This is a genomic window from Desulfovibrio sp., from assembly GCF_041907885.1.
Classification (GTDB): Bacteria; Desulfobacterota; Desulfovibrionia; order Desulfovibrionales; family Desulfovibrionaceae; genus Desulfovibrio.
Genome location: NZ_JAYRGM010000020.1, coordinates 14,743 through 37,485, shown reverse-complemented (window position 1 = coordinate 37,485; position 22,743 = coordinate 14,743). Strand labels below are relative to the sequence as shown.

At 55.0% G+C, this 22,743-nt stretch carries 18 protein-coding genes; 10 read left to right on the top strand and 8 right to left on the bottom strand.

Annotation, left to right across the window (positions count from 1 at the left end; genetic code table 11):
* Positions 1–5 precede the first annotated feature (5 nt).
* Genes ACE3NW_RS10215 through cobI form a run of 4 tightly spaced genes read left to right on the top strand, consistent with a single transcriptional unit; the run spans position 6 to position 3,586 of the window.
* Positions 6–1,085, top strand: a complete 1,080-nt coding sequence (locus tag ACE3NW_RS10215) for a FecCD family ABC transporter permease (RefSeq protein ID WP_374283030.1) — start codon at positions 6–8, stop codon at positions 1,083–1,085.
* Positions 1,085–2,002 (top strand): ABC transporter ATP-binding protein, encoded by a 918-nt coding sequence (locus ACE3NW_RS10210; protein ID WP_374283028.1) that lies wholly within the window; start codon positions 1,085–1,087, stop codon positions 2,000–2,002. The genes ACE3NW_RS10215 and ACE3NW_RS10210 overlap by 1 nt, the downstream gene beginning before the upstream one ends.
* Positions 1,977–2,822 carry an ABC transporter substrate-binding protein gene (locus ACE3NW_RS10205; RefSeq protein ID WP_374283026.1) on the top strand — a complete coding sequence of 282 codons (846 nt, stop codon included), beginning with the start codon at positions 1,977–1,979 and terminating at the stop codon, positions 2,820–2,822. The genes ACE3NW_RS10210 and ACE3NW_RS10205 overlap by 26 nt, the downstream gene beginning before the upstream one ends.
* Positions 2,823–2,878: 56 nt before the next feature.
* Positions 2,879–3,586: a precorrin-2 C(20)-methyltransferase gene (gene cobI / locus ACE3NW_RS10200; protein ID WP_374283023.1), complete on the top strand. Its 708-nt coding sequence runs from the start codon at positions 2,879–2,881 to the stop codon at positions 3,584–3,586.
* Positions 3,587–3,915: 329 nt separating this feature from the next.
* Here cobI and ACE3NW_RS10195 read toward each other — a convergent pair whose 3' ends face one another.
* Entirely contained in the window at positions 3,916–4,689 is a 774-nt protein-coding gene (locus tag ACE3NW_RS10195) for a hypothetical protein (protein WP_374283021.1), read from the bottom strand.
* 292 nt (positions 4,690–4,981) lie between these two features.
* On the opposite strand from ACE3NW_RS10195, the gene ACE3NW_RS10190 reads away from it, so the two are divergent.
* From ACE3NW_RS10190 to ACE3NW_RS10175, 4 genes are all read left to right on the top strand, one after another.
* Positions 4,982–5,197, top strand: coding sequence for a hypothetical protein (locus ACE3NW_RS10190; RefSeq protein WP_374283019.1), 216 nt, complete (start codon positions 4,982–4,984; stop codon positions 5,195–5,197).
* Between the two features lie 118 nt (positions 5,198–5,315).
* A complete protein-coding gene (locus ACE3NW_RS10185) occupies positions 5,316–6,236 on the top strand; it encodes a helix-turn-helix transcriptional regulator (protein ID WP_374283016.1) in 921 nt (306 codons plus the stop codon).
* Positions 6,237–6,353: 117 nt separating this feature from the next.
* Positions 6,354–8,132 (top strand): DEAD/DEAH box helicase, encoded by a 1,779-nt coding sequence (locus tag ACE3NW_RS10180; protein WP_374283014.1) that lies wholly within the window; start codon positions 6,354–6,356, stop codon positions 8,130–8,132.
* Between the two features lie 341 nt (positions 8,133–8,473).
* Positions 8,474–11,818, top strand: coding sequence for an autotransporter domain-containing protein (locus ACE3NW_RS10175; protein WP_374283012.1), 3,345 nt, complete (start codon positions 8,474–8,476; stop codon positions 11,816–11,818).
* 66 nt (positions 11,819–11,884) lie between these two features.
* Here the strand turns inward: ACE3NW_RS10175 and ACE3NW_RS10170 are convergent, their stop codons facing one another.
* The 5 genes from ACE3NW_RS10170 to ACE3NW_RS10150 form a co-directional block, all read right to left on the bottom strand.
* Positions 11,885–12,100, bottom strand: coding sequence for a HipA N-terminal domain-containing protein (locus ACE3NW_RS10170; protein ID WP_374283010.1), 216 nt, complete (start codon positions 12,098–12,100; stop codon positions 11,885–11,887).
* Positions 12,090–12,401 carry a helix-turn-helix domain-containing protein gene (locus ACE3NW_RS10165; RefSeq protein WP_374283008.1) on the bottom strand — a complete coding sequence of 104 codons (312 nt, stop codon included), beginning with the start codon at positions 12,399–12,401 and terminating at the stop codon, positions 12,090–12,092. Before ACE3NW_RS10165 ends, ACE3NW_RS10170 begins: the two co-directional genes overlap by 11 nt.
* 498 nt (positions 12,402–12,899) lie before the next feature.
* Positions 12,900–13,499 (bottom strand): SLATT domain-containing protein, encoded by a 600-nt coding sequence (locus ACE3NW_RS10160; RefSeq protein WP_374283006.1) that lies wholly within the window; start codon positions 13,497–13,499, stop codon positions 12,900–12,902.
* A gap of 177 nt (positions 13,500–13,676) precedes the next feature.
* On the bottom strand, positions 13,677–15,038 hold the full coding sequence (locus ACE3NW_RS10155; protein ID WP_374283004.1) for a reverse transcriptase domain-containing protein: 1,362 nt from the start codon (positions 15,036–15,038) through the stop codon (positions 13,677–13,679).
* 322 nt (positions 15,039–15,360) lie between these two features.
* Positions 15,361–16,005, bottom strand: a complete 645-nt coding sequence (locus ACE3NW_RS10150) for a dienelactone hydrolase family protein (protein ID WP_374283052.1) — start codon at positions 16,003–16,005, stop codon at positions 15,361–15,363.
* A gap of 603 nt (positions 16,006–16,608) precedes the next feature.
* Between ACE3NW_RS10150 and ACE3NW_RS10145 the strand changes: the two genes are divergently transcribed.
* Together ACE3NW_RS10145 and ACE3NW_RS10140 are read left to right on the top strand one after the other, a co-directional pair.
* The gene (locus ACE3NW_RS10145; RefSeq protein WP_374283002.1) at positions 16,609–18,483 is read left to right on the top strand and encodes an ATP-binding cassette domain-containing protein; all 1,875 of its coding nucleotides are present in this window, start codon (positions 16,609–16,611) and stop codon (positions 18,481–18,483) included.
* 508 nt (positions 18,484–18,991) lie between these two features.
* Positions 18,992–20,626, top strand: coding sequence for a bacteriohemerythrin (locus tag ACE3NW_RS10140; protein ID WP_374283000.1), 1,635 nt, complete (start codon positions 18,992–18,994; stop codon positions 20,624–20,626).
* 110 nt (positions 20,627–20,736) lie between these two features.
* Here the strand turns inward: ACE3NW_RS10140 and ACE3NW_RS10135 are convergent, their stop codons facing one another.
* Positions 20,737–21,813 carry a GGDEF domain-containing protein gene (locus ACE3NW_RS10135; RefSeq protein ID WP_374282998.1) on the bottom strand — a complete coding sequence of 359 codons (1,077 nt, stop codon included), beginning with the start codon at positions 21,811–21,813 and terminating at the stop codon, positions 20,737–20,739.
* A gap of 275 nt (positions 21,814–22,088) precedes the next feature.
* On the bottom strand, positions 22,089–22,742 hold the full coding sequence (gene fliS, locus ACE3NW_RS10130) for a flagellar export chaperone FliS (protein WP_374282996.1): 654 nt from the start codon (positions 22,740–22,742) through the stop codon (positions 22,089–22,091).
* Between the last annotated feature and the right edge of the window lies 1 nt (position 22,743).

Here is a 22,743-nt window from a genome sequence, read left to right as displayed (position 1 = left end):
CCAGCATGACCATTACCGCATCTTCTCCCTCCTCCTCTCAGCAATCCCGCAGGCTGTGGCCGGTTTTTGCCGGTCTGGTCATCTTGTGGCTCGCCTCGCTGCCGCTGGCCTGTCTGCCGGGGCCCGTGCCCTTGAGCCCGGCCAGTGTGTTCCGTGCGCTTGCGGGCCTAGCGGGTTTTGCGCCAGCTCCCGATGATCCCGCCCTTACCAGCGTGGTTGTGAGCATTCGGCTGGCCCGCGTGTGTCTGGCTGCGCTGTGCGGCGGCGCTCTGGCCATGGCCGGAGCAGCCTTGCAGGGCGTGTTGCGTAATCCGCTGGCCGACCCTTTTACCCTGGGTATCTCTGCCGGCGCCGCCTGCGGGGCCAGCATGGCCATAGCCCTTGGCGGGCCGTTGGTGGCGCTGTTTGGCAGTTTGCCGGGATTGGCCGGGTTCAGCCATGCGGGGCTGGTGGCCCCCGCCGCTCTTGTGGGCGCACTGGCGGCCCTGGGGGGGGCGTTGTGGCTGGGGCGGGGCGACGGCGCCTTCAGCCGCGAAAGCGTCATTCTGGCGGGCATAGCCGTGGCCGCTTTTTTGGGCGCTCTGGTGGCACTGGTAAAGGCGCTCAACGAGGAATCTGTGACCAGCATCGTGTTCTGGATCATGGGATCTTTTCAGGGCCGGGGGTGGAGCAGCATGCCCCTGCTGCTTGCGACAGCCCTGCCGGGCCTGCTGATTACGGCCCTTGGCTGGCGAACCCTGGATGTGCTCTCTCTGGGAGACGAGCAGGCCGCACAGGCTGGCCTTGATGTGGGCCGCGCCCGCCTGTGGCTGCTGGCCGGGGCCAGCTGCATGACGGCGGGCTGCGTGGCTTTGGCCGGGGTTATCGGTTTTGTGGGGCTGGTTGTGCCGCACGTGCTGCGCCTCTTGCTTGGCTGGGGGCACGGGCCTCTGCTGGCAGCGGCGTTTTTTGGCGGCGGTGTGCTGCTTGTGTGGGCCGATGTGCTGGCCCGCTGCGTGCTTTCGGGCGGTCAGGAACTGCCCGTGGGCGTGGTGACAGCCCTGCTTGGCGGGCCGTTTTTTGCCCTGCTGGTGCGGAGGCGCTGATGTCTGCCCAGCATGAACCCCAGCGCGGCGAGTGCGGGCCGCCCGTTGTGCGGGTGGCTGGCCTTAGCGCTGGCTATGGTGAAAAAGCCGTGCTGCGCCGTGTGGATTTTACCCTGCGCGCTGGCGAATGCACGGCCCTGCTCGGCCCCAACGGCAGCGGCAAGACCACCCTGCTGCGCGCAATCTCTGGTGTGCTTGCGCCGCAGGCTGGCGAGATAGAACTTTTGGGCCGCCCCATCCGGGTCTTGAATCCGCGACAGCGCGCCCGCATGGTGGCTGTTGTACCGCAACGGGGGCAGTTGCCCCAGGGGCTCACCGCCCGGCAGATGGTACTGCTTGGGCGCTTTGCCCACCTTGGCTGGATGGGGGCTTACAACCGCAAGGATTATGCGGCGGCAGACAGTGCGCTTGACGAAACCGGCGCAGCCACGCTGGCCCACCGCAGGCTCACGGAACTTTCGGGCGGAGAGCTGCAAAGGGTGCTGCTGGCCCGTGCGCTGGCCCAGCAAAGCCCGCTGTTGCTGTTGGACGAACTGGCTGCTGGCCTCGACTGGGCCCGCATGGTGGAACTGTTTGATCTGCTTGAGCGCCGCCGTGCCGCCGGGGCCTGCGTGCTCATGGCCGTACACGACTGCAATCTGGCTGCGCTGTATGCCACGCGGCTCATGGGCCTCAAGGGCGGTAATCTGGTTTTTGACGGCCCGGTAGCAGAGGTTTTTACAGAGGAGAATCTTGGTGCGCTTTACAATACATCCATCAGCGTGTTGCCCCATCCCCGCTTTGGCCTGCCACAGGCCCTGCTTGCCAGCGCCTGCGGGCCCTGGCGTGCAGAAGATGGGGCTTCCAGCCCGATGGGCTCTACTGGTGCTGGCCCTGTGCCTGCCATTGTTGATGCGGGTTCAGACTGCAAGCGCTGAGGATGTTGCGCGCCCCATTGTCATTACCGACGACACGGGAACCACCCTTACCTTCAGCCAGCCGGTACGGCGCGTCATTGCTCTGTATGGCGCGTTTAATGAAATTTTTCTGGCGCTCGGCGCGGGCGATCTGCTGGTGGCCCGCACGGCGGCGGATGGCAACCTGTCGCAACTTGCCGCACTGCCTGCCATTGGCACGCACATGCGGCCCAATGCGGAACTTGTGCTGGCACAGCGGCCCGACCTTGTGGTGCAGCTTGAAGGCCGTAGCGAAGCCCAGACGCAGACAGAAAATTTGCGTTCTCTCGGCCTTAACGTGCTGACATTTGAGGTTAATTCCTTTGACCGGCTGTTTGAAGTAACGCAAATACTGGGGCGGCTTGCCGGGCGCGAGCAGGAGGCCACGGCCCTTGTAAGCGGCTGGAAAAAGCGTCTGGATGCCCTGCGCAGCCGTACCGCAGGCAAGCCCGCCGCACGTATTTTTTATGAAGTGCGCTACCCCAATCTGCTTGCAGCCGGGCGGGGTGGCATAAGCAGTGAAATACTGTCCCTCGCAGGGGGCGAAAACGTGGTCACCGACAGCAAAAAACTGGTGCGCTTTAGCGAGGAAGCCCTGATTGCGGCAGACCCGGATGTGTACCTTATCCAGAAAGGCCCCATGAATCCCGCCCCCACGCCGCTTGCAGAGCGCGACCACTACAAGGGTCTGCGGGCCGTGCGCGAGGGGCGCGTGCTGGTGGTGGACGAAGAGCGTTTTGCCCGCCCCGGCCCCCGTGCGCTGGATGCGGCGGAAGAGCTGGCAAACTGGCTGCATCCCTGATTGGACATGGAATTTTAAGGACTGTGTTTTTTTGAGTATCTAAAGCGAGTTATCTGATGCATGGAATTTTGTACGGTGTGGGCGTGGGCCCCGGCGCGCCCGACCTTTTGACTCTGCGGGCTGTTCGGGTGCTGGGGCAGGTGGATGTGATTCTTGCGGCCGCTTCGCCCCGCAATGATTTTTCGGCGGCGCTGGATACTGCCCGCCCGCATTTGCGTGCGGATGTGCGCGTGCAGCGGCTGGAGTTTCCCATGACGCGCGACAGGGCCGTGCTGCACGAAGCCTGGCGCGTGGCGGCCCAGATTACAAGGGATGTGCTGGAGAGCGGGCAGAGTGCCGCGTTTCTGACCATTGGTGATCCGCTGGTGTACAGCACCTTTGGCTATCTCATGCGCACGCTTGGCGAATGTGCCCCCCATCTGCCGGTTGAAGTTGTACCCGGCATTACATCCTTTCAGGCGGCAGCCGCCCGCACGCGCACGGTATTGTGCGAAAATGGCGAGACCCTGCGTATTATTCCTGGCATTAACAGCAGGCAAAGTCTGGAAGATTCACTGCATGAAAGTGATACGGCTGTAATTTTAAAGGCTTATAGAAATATTCCCGCCATAGTCGAAGCCCTGGAAGCCACCAACCGGCTGGATTCGTGTTTGCTGGCAAGCCATGTGGAGCAGCCAGCCGAAGATGTGCGGCTGGGGCTTGGCGGGCTTGAGGGGACGCCGCCCTACATGTCGCTGATATTGAGCCGCAAGCCCAAGGGCTAGGAAGGGCAAAAGGCAGGGGAAGCTGGTGGCGCGGGGAAGGCTGGAAAATACAAAGAGAGCTTGTTCGTTGCTCCAGGCAGAGTCTGTCAGCCGCATTTATACAAAAACGATTATTCCGCCCTGAATACGTCAGCGCCGGGATTTTGATGCTCACGTACTTGAGTACACTGCACTCAAAATCCTGGCGCTTCCTTTTCAAGCAGATAATAGTATTTTGCAAATTCACTCAACACCAGCCATCGCCTCCGCTTCGCTGCGGGAGTTTAAGAAGGCGACTTCACGACCCGCTTTTGATCACGAAGGTGCTTTCTTACACAAACCTTGAATGTTCATTTTGATCCTGAGTAATCGTAGTTCCAGTACCGTTGCCACGCTCCGCCATGGGCTACCCCTGCAATAACGACGCAGCTTTGGGGCTGGCCAACAGCCTGGCAGAACCCTGCACTGATTTGGGGCGGCATAACCATATCAGCACGGCTGCATAAATGCCGCTGGGGCAGATGCTTGAGCGTGTGCGCCACGGCCTTGGGGTTCAGCGACTCAGTAAGCAGGCTGACACCCTGGTGGCTTGCCCACGCGTCAGTATCAAGATTGCCCGCAACAGTACCCAGAAATGCCACATCCTGCCTTGTTGCAGCCAAAAGAGCCGCTGCCCCGCCCCCGCCAGAAAATCCCACAAGAACAACCTGTTTCGCTCCGCTAATGGTCTTGGCTTGCGAAATGGCATCATCAAGGCTGTCAATAACCTCTGGTCCAAGCCGTGCCCTGGTCCAGTATCGTTGCGAGCACTGCCTTCTGTCTTCATCGCGAACATACTGGCAGGGGCGCGCCAGATAAAGAACAGTATCCCGCCCAGGATCGGCCATCGCCAGCCGCAGGCCCACAGGATTGCGCGGAGTTGGGTCTGTGGAAGGCCGTGTTAGAGATTCCCAGGCGTGTCCATCACCTTCAATATATACCCTCAGTGTGTTACTGTCAGGTGAAAGAGCAGGGCGCAGCAATGCATACAGCGTAAATATCTGCGTAGAAAGCCGTACCTCATGAAATGAGCCCTCCTCCACTGCCTGCCGAACATCAGTGGAGGAGGGTGCAGCGCACCCCATGAAGAAGCTCATGCATACAAGCAAGATAAAGCAGCGCATAGGTATATCGTGGTTTAGGGGGGCATGTTTAGTCAAGGGAGGCGGGGCAATGATGAACCGGCATGGTGGGACAACTATAGGGGGGCAAACAATAGCGGTTTTTTATCCCGAACTATTCTGCGCAGCTGTGTAAGAAACGTATTGGAAATAAAATTTTCAGCCAAAAGAGTTCAAACTTTCCATATTCTGGAATTTGAATGGAAGAGTGTTGCCTTGCGGAAAAATATCCGCACAAAAACCTGTGGAGGCAACCATGTTAGGAAAAGTATTGTGTGTTCTTGGAGGCGTGGTTTTGGGATACGTAGCCCGCGAAGAAATCAGTGAAGTAGTGGAAAATGTTATGGAAACGTTCAGCGATCAGAGTTCTTCCACTGGTGGAAACGAGGGCTCTGCCGAGAACAGGGCGGCATCTAATGAAGTGCCGGCCAATGCCAAAAACAGTGCTGAAGGCAGCCCTTTTATGGCGTGATTGTTGTGTGTGTTGTTCTTGTGGGCAGCCCTGTTTGCCCGCCAGAACAACAGGTATATCAACCTATGGCTTGAAATTGTTATCTTATCTGGTTATTGATTGAAAAAAGGTAAAGTCAATGCCACCAAAACTGGATCCCGATACAACGCCCGGCGTAAAAACATTGAGGCTGTTCCGAAAGCTTCTTTTGGACCGCCGCCGTCACTACCAAAGCGATTTGGCGGCCGAGCTCCAGTGTTCTCCTCAAACGGTAGGGCGCTTGGCCAACGAGATCGAGACCGTGATTGGTGCTGCTTTTCATTCTGGATTAGAAAATCGCAGGCGTTGGTACCAATACATCGTCAATGATGGGCATGCGTTGGGGCTGGATTTTGAAGAGCTTCGCTTTCTTGCCATTTGCCGTGAGATGGCCTCTGGGATTCTTCCAGACACGGTTTTGAAGCGTGTGGATGATTCGCTACGCCATCTTGCACTGCATATGGCTGATCCCCATAATATTTCTCCACAGAAACATTTTTCATTTAATGCCAAGGGGCGCATAGACTACACGCCGCATGCAGAACATATCGAAAAGTTGGTAACTGCGTCTGCACAAGGGCTGTGCTGCGAGCTGACCTATCGGGCGCCTGGCCGCGAAACGCCCAAAGAGCATCTGTTTGTCCCAGCCCGCATAGTTGCAATGAACAACGCCCTGTATGTTGTTGGCTTTATTGTTGATGCAGACACATGCATGCCAGAAAGGCCATGCAACATGGCTGTACACCGCATACGCAGCCTTGTCACAACTGGCAGACGAGTTCGCCAACCCTTGCCGCAGATTGATGAAGCCGGTTTTGGATTGCCCTGGCATGAGCCTCGCGAATTTTGCATCCGTTTTAGCCCACGGGTTGCAGACTACGTCAGGGAGCGGGAATGGGCAGCGGGCCAGCGTGTAGAAGCCATGGCTGACGGCAGCATTACGCTTGCTCTGACCACTTGCGCAGAGCCAGAGCTTGCTGCCTGGGTGCGAAGTTTTGGAGAGGATGCAGCATTTATATAAATTAGTTGCAGCTGCGCGATTTTTTGTCGAGCATTCTCCCCGCTGTAATATCTGTCTGAAACATTCACAAAGATCATTGCGTACCGGTAACCTTCACTCAGGCAAGGCAAACAGACAATGGCAACAATGTTTCCCCGTGATGTTGAGGCATTTACCACGGTTGGCGAAGGAAAAACCTATCAGTTCTTTCAAAAGGTTGCCCGCCCAGACAGCGCTTTTTTTGCATGGTATTCTCCCGATATTGAAGACAAAGAGCCAGATTTTATTCTGTTTTCTCCAGAATGTGGCCTGATTGTTTTTGAAGTAAAAGATTGGGCACTGGATCAGATTGTTGAGGCTGATCCCAAGGCTGTGACCCTTCAACTTGGCGGGGCGCAAGAGCGGCGAAAAAATCCTTTTGCCCAGGCCAAAGAGTATGTGAACAGCCTGTTGAACCTGCTGGATAGAGGCGCATCGCACACCTCAAGCGGCAAGCTCAACTTGCCTTGCCCTGTCAGTGCGGGGGTGGTTCTGCCACATATTTGCCGCAAGGATTTTTTGAACACGGGGCTGGGAGAGGTCATGGATGCCTCTCGTATTCTGTTTTGGGATGATTTGCAGCCAGATTCGCCCTTTGTGCGCGATGCCTCTGGGCAGTGTTTTCGCCAGTGGCTCATGGAGCATTTTCCCCCGCGATTTCCGTTTGCGCTTTCTCCAGCACAGCTGGATGCCCTGCGGGCGGCCATTTTTCCTGTTGTGCGAATTCAGCTGCCGCAACGTAACGGCACGGCATCCGAGGAGCAGCAGCATATCATCCGCGTGCTCGATGCCGAGCAGGATAATCTGGCCAGAACCTTTAATGCCGACAAACAGCTTGTCACAGGGCCTCCCGGCAGCGGAAAAACCCTTATCCTCGCCCACAGGGCGGGATTTTTACCACGGGTAAACAAGCGCGCACGGCGCATACTGATTGTTTGCTTCAATCTGTCGCTGGTTGGGTATATTCGCCGTTTGCTGGCAATACGTGGGGTTGGCCTGGGCCCGGAAGGCGTGGAAGTGTTGCCGTTTTACACCCTGTGCGAAAAGATTCTGGGTGAACGGCTGGCGCACGCGCAAGAGCAAGGCGATTACTACGAGCTGGTGGTGCATGAAACCCTGGAGCGGCTCAATGGCTCACATCCGTTGCAGGGGCACTGGGATGCCATCATGGTGGACGAAGGGCAGGATTTTTCTTCAGACATGGCGCAGGTTGTTCTGCGGCTTTTGCCACGGTGGGGCAGCCTGCTGGTGACGCAGGACGATAACCAGTGCCTGTACCCGCAAGGCAGGCAAGGATGGGAAAGCCTGGATATTCCCGGCCTGAAAATTCACAGGCTGACGCAACACTACCGCAACACCAGGGCCATTGCGCGGGCCGCAGCGCTGATACTGGACAACACTCCGTTACCAGAGAATTTGGTTGGGGCAGAAGGAACCATGCCGGAACGCCTGGAATGTTCCGATGCGGCATCCATGCCCGCATCTGTTGCTTTGGCTGTTGCCCAGCTGATTCGCAGCGGCGTACCAATGAATGAAATTGCAGTTCTTTATACGCATTCAAAGGCGTATGGCGTGGAAAATCTGCCCGAAGTGCTGGTGCAGGCCATTGAAGCGCAAGGCGCGCTGGCACAATGGACGGCGCGTGATTCCTCAAGCAAGAGAAATTTTGATATCACAACAAATAGTGTCACAGTTTCAACTGTTTATAGCGCAAAAGGCCTGGATTTTGCCCATGTTTTTCTGCTGGGGCTTGAGGGGCTCAATTCTGCTTCGGTACACCACCGGCGGCTTGCCTATGTGGGCATGACGCGTGCAAGGGAAAGGCTGACCATATGCCAGTGTGGAAAATGCGCCCTGACCAGCAGACTGTTTGACTGAATTTGTCTGAATATTATCCCCTTTTTCCCGTGCAATAGCCCTCATGCCCATAGATAGCATGAGGGCTATTTTTTTTTACCCTGTTTGCTTCCGTCTTAACAAAACACCTGTTGCGTATACCGCGCCAACATAGCCAATTATTTGGGGCGATATCTTGAATGGGCAGATTGCCCATGCCGGTATCCCAATATTGCGAACTGTCACAAAAAAACATGCAAGTCTCCAGCTTCTGGAATGCAAGGGAGAGATGTCTACGTAACACATTGCGGGCCTTCGCCAAGATGCTTCTTTGGCAGGAGAAGGGCACTTGCAGTGTGCAAATCTCTTTAAGGAAGGCATGGATGACACGGAACAAGAAAAAGCTCAGACGGCAGGAGAAAATCAAGGCAATCCCCAAGGCAACCCAGATTGTGCTGCTGGCAGGCCTGCTGCTGGTTGGCGGCCTGGAGGCTGCATGGGGAGCCAGCCCCATCGCCATCAGCGACACACATCAGGTTGCGGGCAGCAACGTGGAGACCTACACCACAATTGACGTGAACAATGGCGGCGCGCTGACCATTTCGCGCAACGCCAAGGTGAGCGGGTCAGACGTAACCGTTAACACCGGCGGCACGATCACATCTGCCAAGAATCTGCACTTCGGCACTTTCAGCCCAGAGCCTGGCACGGGCCTGTTGGGCAGCAGCCTCACCCTGGACGGCGGCACTGTGAGCGCCCAGCACATGGGGCTAGGCACCGGCGGTACGGTAACGCTGCAAAAAGGCATGCTCGCGCTGAATTCGCTGGACATGCGCAACGGCACATTTGGCTTTAACGTTGCAGGCGGTGACATCGCCGCGTTCACCCTGCTTGGCACTACTGACGGCACAGACTTTCTTCAGGGAACAAGCCTGAGCATTGGCGCAGGCAACAATGTGTTTCTGGGGGCGGATTCCGGCCCCGGCGGCAACCAGACTTCCGCAACTTCCTTGGCTGTAAGCGGAGGCTGGCTACAGGTTGGACACGGCAACTGGCAGACTGGCGATCTGACGCAGACCGGCGGGGAAACCAAGATCAGCGGCAACGCTGTGCTGACCGTGAACAACCTCGACCAGACCGGCGGCCTGCTGACAGTGGGGGGCACTACCAACACCGGCAAGCTTGTGGTCAATGGCAGTGTGGCCAATGCAGCCTACGCTGCCGGTTCCACGGGCGTGGCAGTAACGGGTACGGGCACTTTGCAGGTAAAATATGACGAACTGGTCAACGCCACGGGCGATGATTTCAAAGACTCTGCCACCCAGCACGCCATCAGTGTTGCCAATGGCGGAACCCTGCTGCTGCATGGCTATGCCGGTTCTGGCATGACGCTGGCCGACTTCAAGGCATTGTCAGACAAGCTTCTGGAAGGGGGCAGCACGGGTACTGTGCAGGGCATCACGGTGGACACTTCCGGCGCATCGTTGCAGGGCATAGGCAACGCCCACCTTGCCACGCCGAGCGGCGTCATAGACGGCAGCGGAGGACTTGCTGCCGGGGCCGCAACGGTTGGCGGCGTCACTGGTGCAACCACTGTCAGCGGCAACGCGGCTTTGACCCTTACTGGGCAGGCTACTGGCAATGTTCTGGCTGACAGCGGCGTCACGCTCAACGGCGGCATACTAACGCTGGGCAATCCTGCGGGCGGCTCAACCGGCGGCACGCTACAGGGCGGCATTGATGCCACAGCCGGCACCAATACCATCAATGTGATCAACGGCCCGCACACTGTTGCCGGGGGAATTATCGGCAACGCAACCACTACGGTAGCCGTGGGCAGCAGCTCCGGCAGCGGCACGCTTGTTGCCACCGGCGTCAGCATGAACGGTGGCCAAATCACCTTTGACCCGCCTTTTGCTGCCGCTGGTGACACTTCCAACGCCTCCATGGGCGGTTTGACCTTCACCGCCAATACCGTGGATGCCCTCATGACCGTGGGCCAGAACAGCATGGTTTCGCTGGGCAGCACAGATGCCGAATGGCTGCGTACCGAAGTGCTGCGGTATCAGAGTGACGGAAAGGGCCTGTGGGGGCAGGACATAACTGCTGCGCTCGCCCTTCGCACGCCGCAGACCCTGAGCACCGCAGGCGGCATCAATGTGGACGGAACATGGGTAACGGGCGGCGCAGCTGCCACGGCCAATACTGCGCATTTTGCCGACAAATCCCTGCTTGTGGTGGACGCTGTGGGCATGGGCAGCGGTGTGGCCATTTCAGGTGAAGCCGGTGGAACCAGCACCCTGACTGTGGATTCTGGAGCAAAACTGCACATTGTGGGCGGTCAGGACGGAGAAACGGTGAACGTTACAGGTGGCTTTGGCGCTTCCACCAAGAATGCAGCCAGTTGGACAGGCAGCAACCTGACCACAAGCACCTCTCTGCTTTCCGCCACGGGCGGCACTTTTGATGCGGCCACGGGTACATACAGCGTGAGCCTTAAGGCCAACACCGCGTCATCGTCCTTCCCCATGCTGTCAGGCGGTATGGGGGCGCTGGTAGATCGCATGGTGGTTCAGCCCGGTGTAAACCCCAATTCGCCCAACGCGGGCGTGCGCTTCGTATCCCGCGCCATGAGCGACAATTATATTGGCACAACAGACCGCAACAAGGCCGCCGCAACGGTTGAAGGTGCGGCCCAGATGGCTGCCGTGGGCGCTGTGCAGGGCAGCACCTTGGGTGCTGCAACTGCGGCTTCGGGCGCGGTGCTCAACCGCACATCTATGACGTTGCCGCGAACGGACAAAACCCAGGCCGTAGCCGTGCGCCAAGATACGGACGGCAGCCTTAGCCTCGATTCCGGGCTCAGCGCCGGGGACGGCCTTAAAAACGGCCTTGGGGTATGGATCATGCCGCTCTACCAGTCCAACAGCGTCTGGGGCATGAAGGCGGAGAACTTCAAGACGGGCTACAACAGCAACCTGGGCGGCATTGCCCTGGGTGCGGATTACACCATCAACGACATGTTCCGCCTTGGTGCGGCGTTCAACGTCGGTGCCGGGTACGCCCAATCCAACGGAGATTTCAACAGCACGGACAACCGCTTCAACTTCTGGGGCGTGAGCCTTTACGGCGGCTGGGTGTACAACAACTTCGGTCTCTCTGCCGATGTGGGCTATACCGGCAACTACAGCAAGGTGGAGCAGGAGATGCCCGCCACCATGCAGATGGGCAACCTCAAGGCCGACGTAACCAGCCATGCCTGGAATACGGGCCTCAAGGCGGAATACAAGTTCAACGCCGGTGCGCTGGATATTATTCCGCATGTGGGGGTGCGCTATCTGGGCCTTGTGACCGATGGCTATGATGTGAAAAGCGGCGGTACTGTTTTTTCGGTGGACGAGAGCTCGCAGTCCATCTGGACATTCCCCGTGGGCGTGAGTTTTGCCAAAGCCTTTGAAACCGAGAGCGGCTGGCAGATCAAGCCGCAGCTTGATCTGGGTGTTATTCCGGCAGCGGGAGACGTAAAGGCCAGGAGCAAGGCCCGCGTTCCCGGTGTGGACAGTCAGGCCGAAATGAAAATGCAGGTGGTGGACTACGCCACCTTTGACGGCGGCTTGGGCTTTGAGCTTGGCAAGGGCGACTTTACCCTTGGGCTGACCTATAACCTTCAGGCCTCGGAACACAGCACGGGGCACGGCGTGTTTGGTTCGCTGAGGTATGAGTTTTAAAGCCGGTGTGGTTGGATAATTGAGGAATTGAGTAGCGAGGGCCGGGGGATTTCTCCGGCTCTCGTTTTATGGACGAAAACTCCACGCTATGCGGGGAGTTCCAAAAAGGCGAAGTCTATCAACCTTGAGCTCTGGGCTGAGCGGAAGCCTGAACGGCGAAATGTTGATGCCCGAATCAAGAAATTCTGGCGCGTACTGAAACAGAATGGCGTTGCTGTGTGCGGCGAGCTTTCCCACATGGCGTCGTACGCCGTATGCCTGCAGATGCACGTCAAGATTCATGGCGTTTTCTTCCTGCCCGCTTGCGAGGTGCTGGGGATTGCGGCTTGAACAGGTTTTCTGTGCGCGGCGGGTTGAACAAGCCGGAAAAGGCTTCAAGATCGTTAAGAATCAGGGCGATAGCCAGCAGGGACGCGAGCGAGATTTCCCCTGTTGTTTCAAAGCGCTTCACAGAGCCAAGGGAAACGCCGCTACGGGCCGCCAGATCCTTTTGACTCATGTTGAGAGCAAGACGTTTGGCCTGCGCCTTGGCGGCGATGCCGAGCCGGACTTCCTGCGGAGTTTTTAGAATATCGTCTAACATAATAGCTCTTAGATTTATTTTTTCGGATAAAAGCTAAAATATAAAATGATAGCAATTGATTGATGAAGGGATTACCCTCCACGCGTGCTCTGGAGCTGCGGATTCCCGCCTCACGAGTGCATGAGAATACTAACGAGAAGCGGGGCATCTCTGTGGACACGGCCCTGCGGCTTGCAAAGTTTTTTGAAACTGACCTTAGTCTGTGGGTTAACTTGCAGGCTCAGTAGGGAGTGGATTCGATGGACGCCCAGAAGCGTACGGATATGGAGATGATTGCCCCTAACAGCGAGTTGCAGCGGCATAGGGCGGTGCGGTAATGTTTTTACCCCCAGTGCATATTATAGGCAGATATGATCGATTTGAAATTGTTTCTGCAGATTTTTTCGGCTTTGAAGTTATGATGCCTAGTGCATGCTCATTACGTGAGGTCTTGGGTTCCAATTTTTATGACGTAATTTTTTAACTAATGTATATGTTGATATGTGCCTATGGTGGCAGCTATGTATGTTTTGAAATAAAGAGAATTAAGAAAGGTGCAGAGCAATAAATTAGTGGAAGAGTGTAAATGTCTGAAATGTGAGTAATATATATGCACAGGCGTTCTATACAAGAAAGCGTAAAATATTTTGGGTGCTTGGCCATTACCATACTGTAATCATTGGGTAAATGGTTGAGGTCGAAACGTTCAAGAATTGAACTGTACTCTTTAGATATTTGTTCTACTGCCTTTATACCTTCAGAAGTCATTTCAGAAGGTATTCCTTCAAGCTTTTTCGATAAATATAAAATTTGATTTGCACATCGATGGTAATTGTCGGCATTTGCTAAAAGCTTGCTTAAAGAGTCTTGGTTTGCAATAACAAGAACCATAATAGCCATTAATAATGTTATGTAGTTTGAATTCGTAGAATCAATATGTAGTATTGGTATGCTAAATTTACAGCCTTCTAGTATGGCGATAAAAACTTGTGCAATAGATAGAAATGAAATTGAAAAAACAAGAGCATTATGCTTTTTTCTGCATCGTTCAGCAGCAATAAACCTACTTTTTTGAGTTTTCCAAGCTGCATTCTTTAGGCTTATCAGTGCATTTTCCATTATTGAATTACCTTATTGCTAATTGAGGAAGGGGGATAAGTACAAAGTGCAGACGCCCAATTTGTATTGGGGTTCTTGCCAGTGAAAAAAAATTTCACTGGTAGCTGTAATTAAACGAGTAGGTTAGAATAGCCGCGCCCTTCAACAGGGGCAGGTCCGCAGTGCGGCCCCCCTTCCTCAAATTTTATATTCAAGGCCCATATCTCTTTCGATCTGACTTAAGAAGCGTCCAACGTGATAAGCGTAGAGTTGGTCAATGCTTTGGCGTGTAAATGTGCCTGGGGCTAGTCCTCTCTTGGTGAGCCAATCTCGCTTTTTTTGTGTGTCGACCTCTTCATAATTATGTAAATAAGTCGTGCTTTTTCCGCTAAACTTTAATTCATAAAAAGCCCGGGATGCATGCTTTAGATCTGGTGGTATTGTGCTAAATATGCGGCTTTTTTTGAATTGTGTACGAACGAAATTGTCAATTAGGTATGGGATTTGAGTGTCTGTGATTTCAGAAAAATATTGAAGCCAACCATATCTTTTGTTCTGATATTTGGCTCCGGCAATCTTGACATTTAAATCTTCTACAAAGGCAGATTTTATTATCCCGACTCCAATTTTCCGTTTTCTTGTTTTTTCTAGGGATAGAGTTTTTTTAAGTCTTGCAAACATCATTGAGATTGATCGTAAATGCTTTTCGAGTGTTGTTGGTTTGACGGTGATTTCATCTCGTAAAAGTGTATAGCCCAAAAATTGCACGGGAGAATCTTGGCAGGAATATTTAGTTTTTTCTGTATTTAGTTCTAGGTCAATGCTGGAAAACACTGCTTCGCAGTATTTTTCTATATTGTTTTGAGGTTTAGATAGAATAACAATGTCGTCGACATACCTATCATAATATTCAAATTTGCCTTTCAATTCAGTATCAATGTTTCTTAGGTATATTTCTGCTAGCATGTTTGATATTGGAAGGCCCTGTGGCACTCCTTTGGTTGGAGTGATGTTATGTAAATCACTTTTGTGATGTCCTGATTGATCGCTTTGTGTCGTAATTGCTCCTCGTATAAGTGTTAGTATTACTGGATGTATGTTGCTGCTGACAAGGATAGAACAAAGTTTTTCAATGTTTATATTGTCATAGTATGATTTAATATCGAGTCTGTGCAAATATAATTCGTTGTCATGGGAAGAAATTTGTGAAGCAAGATTACGAATTTTAACATTGGGAAGTTCGCGTTTGACACAGTCCGGAAAATAATTTTGGAGAATTATATTTAGAATTTTTAATACAATTTTATCTCTGACAGTTGGGATCGATATGGAACGGGGTTTGCTGTTCGGGCCTTTGAGAATTAGGCGCTGGAGATAAAGAGAAAATTTATAGGTGCCAGAGCAGCATTTCCTTGCGATAGTGCTAAAGTGTACTTCCTTCTTTCTGTCAAAGTCTATGACGGACATTCGATCAATGCCGCGTCCAGACTTGTTACGAACTTTAGTTTCATAAATATCTGAAATAAAATTCATTTCAAATAATTGTTCTAATTCGTTCATTGATATTATTGGTGTGATTTTGTGTTATTTTTTTTTATCTATTATTCTTTTTTGGGCCACATGACAAGATCAAGTTTAATTTTCGAATGCCTTTATGGAATTACCTGTCTTCCTCGTAGGAGTAACGTGGTTCCCAGACCATGCGCGTTAGTCGCCAGCAGAGTAATATTCTCCATTGCTCTCGTGTTCAAAGTTATGGTGAAAATATTTGAAAGAAATTTATGGAGTTAGTTTTTTGGGATACAGAACCGGATATTGCTCAAATCAAAAAATAAAATTATATTTTATATCGGTATATTGTATGGTGATTCGAATCCCACCCTCACCGCGCAATCAACCGTGCTTGAAAAAACTCCAGCGTGCGCTGCTCCGCGTCTGTGGTGGCAGAGCGGTTAAAGCCGTGGCCTGCGCCGGGGTACACCACCATTTCTGCCGATTGCCCAAGGCTGCGGGTCAATTCTACAAGTTCCTTGCCTTTTTCTATGGGCACAACGGTGTCGGCATCGCCGTGCAGTTCCAGCAGGGGGGGCATGTGTGTGATGGGGGGTTTGCTGCCAGCCTTGCGTTGCGCGGGTATACCGCCGTAGTAAACCACCAGCGCTGCAATCCTTGTATCCCGGCTGGCAACAGATGTGCCCAAAAATCCCCCCTGAGAGAAGCCCACAATGCCCACGGGCCGCGCCTTGTTGCCCTGCGCCAGCACCTCGCTCACAACATCGCTGACCATCTGCGACCAGTCGGCAATCCTGCGTGAAAAATTGGCGCGCCGCGTCTCCACTGTTTTGGAGCAGGCCACATCCTGTTCATTGTAATAGTCCAGCACATAGGCATCAAACCCCGCCTGCGCCAGCTGTGTGGCGTTGCGCTCGTAAAAGCCCCGGTATTTTTCCAGCCCCTGGCTGCCGTGCAGCACAATAATGGCCGGGTGCGGCCCCTGCCCTGGGGCAAGAAATGCCGTGACTGCAATCGGCCCTCTGGAGGTGGCCTGGGTGGTCTGGTGTATCTGGATGTCGCCTGCAAGGGCGCAGTTAAATCCGGCAAGTATCACAGCCAGCAAACACCATAAAAGGATAACTGCGCTACGCATGTTGCTGCTCACGGGTATAGGATGAAAATTCCGGCAATGCTTGGTTACGCCCTTTGAGCGGGCAATTCAATGCAGGCGGTGGTTGTGCCGTTTAATGGATGCAGCCCCAGAGGAAAACACCGCGCAAGGGCATCCACGATGCCACGCATCTGTGTGAAAAAATCTGCCCAAAATCGTCACCGGCCTATCACGTCCACCGCCCGCGCGCACGTTGCGTCAGCCCTGCCGCTGGGGTAATGATACGCCTCGGCGGAGCGCAAACGCGGCACTTTGAGCTGTCGGTCAGCGCGAGGCGGCCCCTTATTGAAGAGGGAAGTACTCGCTGGGCGCTGTTCCCTGAGTGCTGGGAGCAGGGCAAGGAGTTCCGTCTAAACCAGCCGGGCCAGAGCGTTCCGCCTAAACCAGCCGGGCCAGACCTTCGGGCCAGAGCGTCCCGTTCAGGCCAGCCCGGGGCAGAATCATATCACCGTTTTGGAGTCTATTTTGGCATTTTTGAGCATGCAGGGTGTAACCCTGAACCTCGGCGGCAAGCCCTTACTGGATTCGGCTGATTTGTCTGTTGAAACTGGCGACAGGCTTTGCCTTGTGGGCCGCAACGGCGCGGGCAAGTCCTCGCTGCTGGCGCTTCTTGGCGGGCAGATGCAGCCCAATTCAGGCATGATCATCCGGCCCGGCACGCTCATTGGCCAGATGCCTCAGGATGTGCCCGAACACTGGCGCGGCACGGTTTTTTCACTCGTGGCAGAGGTGCTGGGCGAGGAGGGCAAGGCTCTTGCCGCCGCCCACGCCGGGGCGGAACACGGCATGGAGATTGCTGGCGGCTGGGAGCGCTACGGTGATGTGCTGGCCGTCATCAACCATCTGGGGCTGAACCCCGACGCCGATTTTACTTCGCTTTCCGGCGGCACAAAACGGCGTGTCGCGCTGGCCCGCGCGCTCATCTGCTCTGAAGATCTCATTCTCGACGAGCCCACCAACCATCTGGATATCGCCACCATCACCTGGCTGGAAGAGTTTTTGCTGCGCAAGGCCCGCACCCTGATTTTTGTCAGCCACGACAGGGCCTTTGCCAAGCGCCTTGCCACGCGTGTGGTGGAAGTGGACCGGGGCAAGCTGCACAATTATTCCTGCGGGTTCGACCGTTACCCCGAACGGCGCGAGGAACGCCTTGCCGCAGAAGAACGCGCCTTTGCCCTGCAAGACAAAAAGCTCGCGCAGGAGGAAGCCTGGATCCGTCAGGGCATCAAGGCCCGCCGCACCCGCAACATGGGCCGGGTGCGCGCCCTTGTGGCGCTGCGTGCCGAGCGTGCAGCCCGCCGCGACAGGCAGGGCAATGTGCGTATGGCCGCGCAGGAGGCCGGGCGCTCTGGGCAGCTGGTGATCGAGGCCGACAATATTTCGGTGGGCTACCCCGGCAGGCCGCCACTCATCCGCGAGTTTTCCACCATTATCCAGCGCGGCGACCGCGTGGGCCTCATAGGCGAAAACGGCACGGGCAAAACTTCGCTTATCCGCGTGCTGCTGGGCGAGCAGCAGCCCACAGAGGGCGCGGTGCGCCTGGGTACAAATCTGGAAGTGAGCTATTTTGACCAGCTGCGCGAAACGCTCGATCCAGAGGCAAGCGTCATGCACAGCGTGGCCGAGGGCAACGATGTGGTGACCGTGGGCGGCAACAACCGCCATGTGGCCGGATATTTACAGGATTTTCTCTTCACGCCCGACCGCCTGCGCCTGCCGGTCAAGGTGCTCTCTGGCGGTGAGCGCAACCGGCTGCTGCTTGCCAAGCTTTTTACCCGGCCATCCAACGTGCTGGTGCTTGACGAACCCACCAACGATCTGGATGCGGAAACGCTTGAACTGCTTGAAGAACTTATTGCAGATTATGCGGGCACGGTGCTTATTGTCAGCCACGACCGCAGCTTTCTGGACAATCTGGTGACCAGCGTTATCGCTCTCGAAGGCGACGGCCTGGCGCACGAATATGTTGGCGCGTACACAGACTGGCTGCGGCAGCGGGCCACGCCCGCGCAGGAACGCAAGGCCGAGGATAAAGTCACCCGCCAGAGCCCCCGCCCCAGCACAGACAAGCCGCGCAGGCGCAGTTTTAAAGAGCAGCGCGAGTTTGAGCTGCTGGGTAAGGAGCTGGAGGCCCTGCCGGAACGTCTGGACGCGCTGGAGCAGGAGCAACAGACCCTGGAGGCAACCCTTGCCGATCCTGGGCTGTTTGCACGAGATCCAGAGGCTTTTGCCGCAACAACCGACCGCCTTGTGGCCCTTGAAGCCGAGCAGACAGAACTGTTGCAACGCTGGGAATTTGTGGAGCAGCGCCTGCAAGAGCTGGGCGAGCTTGCTGGCTAGGGCAGTACTTCGTTTATGATGCCGCCATTGCGGCAGAGTTGGAATACAAAGCAGGTTGCCCACGGCGCCTGCTTTTTTTGTAATCATGGTAGAGCAAAAAAATAAAAATTTTAGCGGTGATTAATAAGGTAAAATGCATATTGTCCGTTAAGCATTTGAAGAAGGCTGGTCCTTGGACTGGGGGTGTATCCGTTCTGGTGCGGGCCTGCGGGGTGAGCCTCCATCTGCCGGTGTGAAATTTTTACAAGGCTCGTGTTGCTAATATCGGCTATGCAAATACCTACGTAATAGTTGCCATCCGCAGGCTGCGAATTTATATAAAGTTATTCGATTCCCATTAGCGTTGTGTGTATAAAAATACTGCCCGCATCCGGCAGAGTATCTTGTGCCAGACCACACCCAGGGAGAGAGCATACCCATGGAATCAGGAACAAGCCTTAAAATCCGGTTGATTTTTTCAGCAGCTGTGCTGATGTGTGGCGGTGCTGCGTCCTTTACGTATGGGGTTGTGTCAAACGCATCTCTTCTGATCCACGGGGCGCTCTTTTGCCTGGCTGCATTGGCTGGCCTGTTTCTGTTGTGGACAATCCACAGCCAGCTGATACTTCCGTTGCGCACAATCCGCGATTATGCCCATGCCGTTGCCGCTGGCAGCAAAGCCGCTTGCCCCCTCAGCCCCATGCCCAGGGAGTACGCCGATCTGCGCGACAGCATCTGCGCCATGGTAACAACCCTGGCAAAGGCTGTTGACGACGCCCAGCACAAAGGGGGCGAGGCCGAAAGGCTCGCCGCCGACAGCAACAGGGCATTGCAGGAGAGCCGCGCGGCAGAGGCGCAGATTCGCCAGCTGCTCAATGACATGAACACTGCCTCGCAAAAGGCGGCCACGGCGGCCACAAGCATTTTTGCCGGTGTGCGCGAGCTGGGGCAGAACATGGAAAATGTGGACAATGACGTGCTGCTTCAGCGCGAGCGCATGCAGGAAGCCTCGCGGGCCATAGAGCAGATCAACACCGCCATCCAGGATATTGCGCAAAATACGGGCAAGGCCGCGCAAGATGCGGAGATGGCCCGGCAGGGAGCCGTTACCGGGGCGCAGGGCGTGCGGGAGGCCGTTACTTCCATCGAGCATGTCAAGGAAGGCATCTTGTCGCTCAAGGAAACCATGACAAGCCTTGGGCAGCAGGCCGAGGGCATTGGCGCGGTGCTGGGTGTCATAACAGATATCGCCGATCAGACCAATCTGCTTGCGCTCAACGCAGCCATTGAGGCTGCCCGTGCCGGTGAGGCCGGGCGCGGTTTTGCCGTGGTTGCCGACGAGGTTCGCAAACTTGCAGAAAAAACCATGAACGCCACGCGTGAAGTGGGTGATTCGCTGCACAATATTCAGGTCAAGGCGCGTGAAAACGTGCAGGCGGTTGATGCTGCTGCGCAGGATATCATTAACAGCGCCAGCACGGCAGAGCAGGCAGCGGCAGATGTGAACCGCATTGCGGAATTTGTGCAGCAGGCCGCCAACGAGGTTTCGGCCATCGCGGCGGCAAGCAATGCGCAAACCGCCGCCAGCGAGCAGGTACGCCGTGGCGTTACAGAGGTGAATACCGTAGCCGCTGCAACGGCAGAGCACGTAAACAATTCCATTCGCGTGCTGGTAGAAATATCCGGTCAGGCTGAAGAGCTGGATGCCATTATCGGCGCCATGGGCAAGGGCAAGCTGGCCGGCGTGGTTGATTCTGACAATCTTATCAGCTGGACAGACGAACTTTCTGTGGGCATTGGCATTATTGACGAACAGCACAAGGGGCTTGTGGATCTCATCAACGAGCTCAACGCCGCCATGCGGCAGCGCCGTTCAGATGCCGTACTTGTGGGCGTGCTGGAAAGGCTGAAGCAGTACACGGTAAAGCACTTTGCCACTGAAGAAGAATTTTTTGACAAATTTGGCTATCCCGATGCACCCGCCCACAAAAAGGCCCACCGCGATCTGGTGGAAAAGGTGCTGGCCTTTGAGGCCGGGCTCAAGTCTGGCCGCGCCAAGGTTACCATGGAGATCATGCGCTTTTTGAAAGACTGGCTTGTGGGGCACATTATGGGAACAGACAAACGCTATGCCCCATTTTTAAACGGCAAGGGCGTGCATTAGCCGTGCTGCCCGCCTGATTCCGTATTTCTCATTGGCATAAAAAACGAGCTGGTCAAGGCGACCAGCTCGTTTTTTATGCATTGCGCGGTGGCCCGTTCGGGCCGTGCTGTTTAAACAGCTTCGCCGTTTTCGTCGTCGAGAATCAAAAATTTGTCGTTGGGTTTGATGACCACCGCCCGCGAACGGGCAGTGTGCTTTGCGTGGTAGAGTGCTTTGTCTGATCTTTCAAAAAGCTGTTCCACTGTATGAATCTGCGGTGTGTTGCTGTCGAGCACGGCTATGCCCGCGCTCACCGTGATGTGCAGATTGTTTTTTTCAACATTTCCTTCTGTATCGCGGATAAGCAGATTGAAGTTCTTGATGACCTTGCAAAAGCGGTTAATAACGGCGGCCATCATGTGGGCGTTGGGGCCAGAGGCCATAAGGGCAAATTCATCGCCACCGAAGCGGCCGGCCAGGGCCTCGGTCTGTGCGTCAAATTCTTCGCGCGCCCGCTTGAGGTGCGCGCCCACAACCTTGAGCACCTGATCGCCAATAAGATGCCCGTAGGTGTCGTTGAAGTCCTTGAAGTGGTCAATGTCAAACAGGGCAATGGCCATGGGGTGGCCATCGGCTTGCCAGCGTGCGCTGGCATTTTTCATGAACAGGTCAAGGCTCAACCGGTTGGAAACCTCTGTGAGCGGGTCAATAAAGGCGAGGTTTTCAAGGTGGCAAATGTCTTCTTCAAAAAGCACCCTTACCCGGCGAAAGGCAGACTGAAGTTTTTCAAGCATCATGGAGCTGTCAGTGCTTTCTGCCACTATGGCGAGGCTCTCTGATTCCAGATGCGAAATGTCACCGTAGCGCGAAGAAAGCTTGCTGAAAAACTGGTCGATGACCGAAGACGTTTCGTGAACCATGCTGTCAAGCTGCTTTACAATGGGCTTGCTGAAAATTTCGCTGCACCGCCGAATGGTGGAGACCAGATGGTCTTCTGTATAGTGCTTGCTTTTTAAAATATCTTCCATCTGTGCAAGCAGGGCAATTTTTTGCTCCTGGTCAAGGTAATGGTAGTCTTTCATTTCCCTGAAAAAGAGCAGCAAAGAGCGCCAGCGCGTTTCTGGTGGAACGCCCGCCTTGTCAAACATCTCAAAGAGTTTGAGGTAGGTATTTGTGCAGTCTGCTGAAGATGTTTTGGGCTTTGGCATGGCGACACTTGGGGGGTAACATATGAGGGAAAAAGGAATTACACGGGGATTGTTTTAATTCTTTGAGTAGTAACTTCAGTGGAACGCCATGTCAAAGACTGTGATGATCGGATTTCAGAATTAATGTGTCGGATTCATTTTTGTCCCGCAGTTAGTGTTTTGTTGAACAGAGCGTATTTTAACGCAAAAAGGCGACAACACGTTGTGCTGTCGCCTTCTTGTAACTTTTTCCTGTGAGCAGTTGCTGAAGGCAATGCGCAGATACCCTGAAAGGATCAGGGTTTGCCGTAGGCTCCTGGCAGCCTGGGGGTTGCCGCAGGTGTTTGCGGCATGGCCTGATCAAAGGTCTGCACATGTGCGCGCTGTGCTGCCGCCTCTGCCGGGGGGGCCGCCGGAGCCGCAGCGGGCATAGCCTGGGCCATGGCGTTGCGGCCGTAGGCCGCCTGGGCATGCGCGCGCGGCACTGGTGTAACCGTGCCCTGCATGATGGGCTGGGCCGATTTGGTTACAGACCCCCTGGGCTGCATGCGGCTGGCGATATCATCTGCCACCTTGCGGGCTTCGGGGGTTTCAATGATCTGGGCATACGCGCCGCGCAGGCCGGTAAGAATGGATTCCACGCTGTCCAGCGATTCCAGGTCCATCTTCAGGTTGGCCCGCAGCAGCCGCGCTGTGCAGAGCAGATACAGATTGTTCAGATTCACGGCCAGGCTGCCGCCCTTGTCCATGTTCAGCGAAGCGGAAAGTTCGTTGATGATGTCTATGACCTTGGAAATCAGTATTCCCTTTCCGGCATAGTCATTGGCGATCATCTTGGCGCGCGCCTGCTGAATGAATGTGAGCGCACCGTCATAAAGCATGAGCAAAAGTTGCCCCTGATCCGTAGTGCCTACCTTGGTCTGAAAGTATGCTTGCGCCGCTTTGTTCATA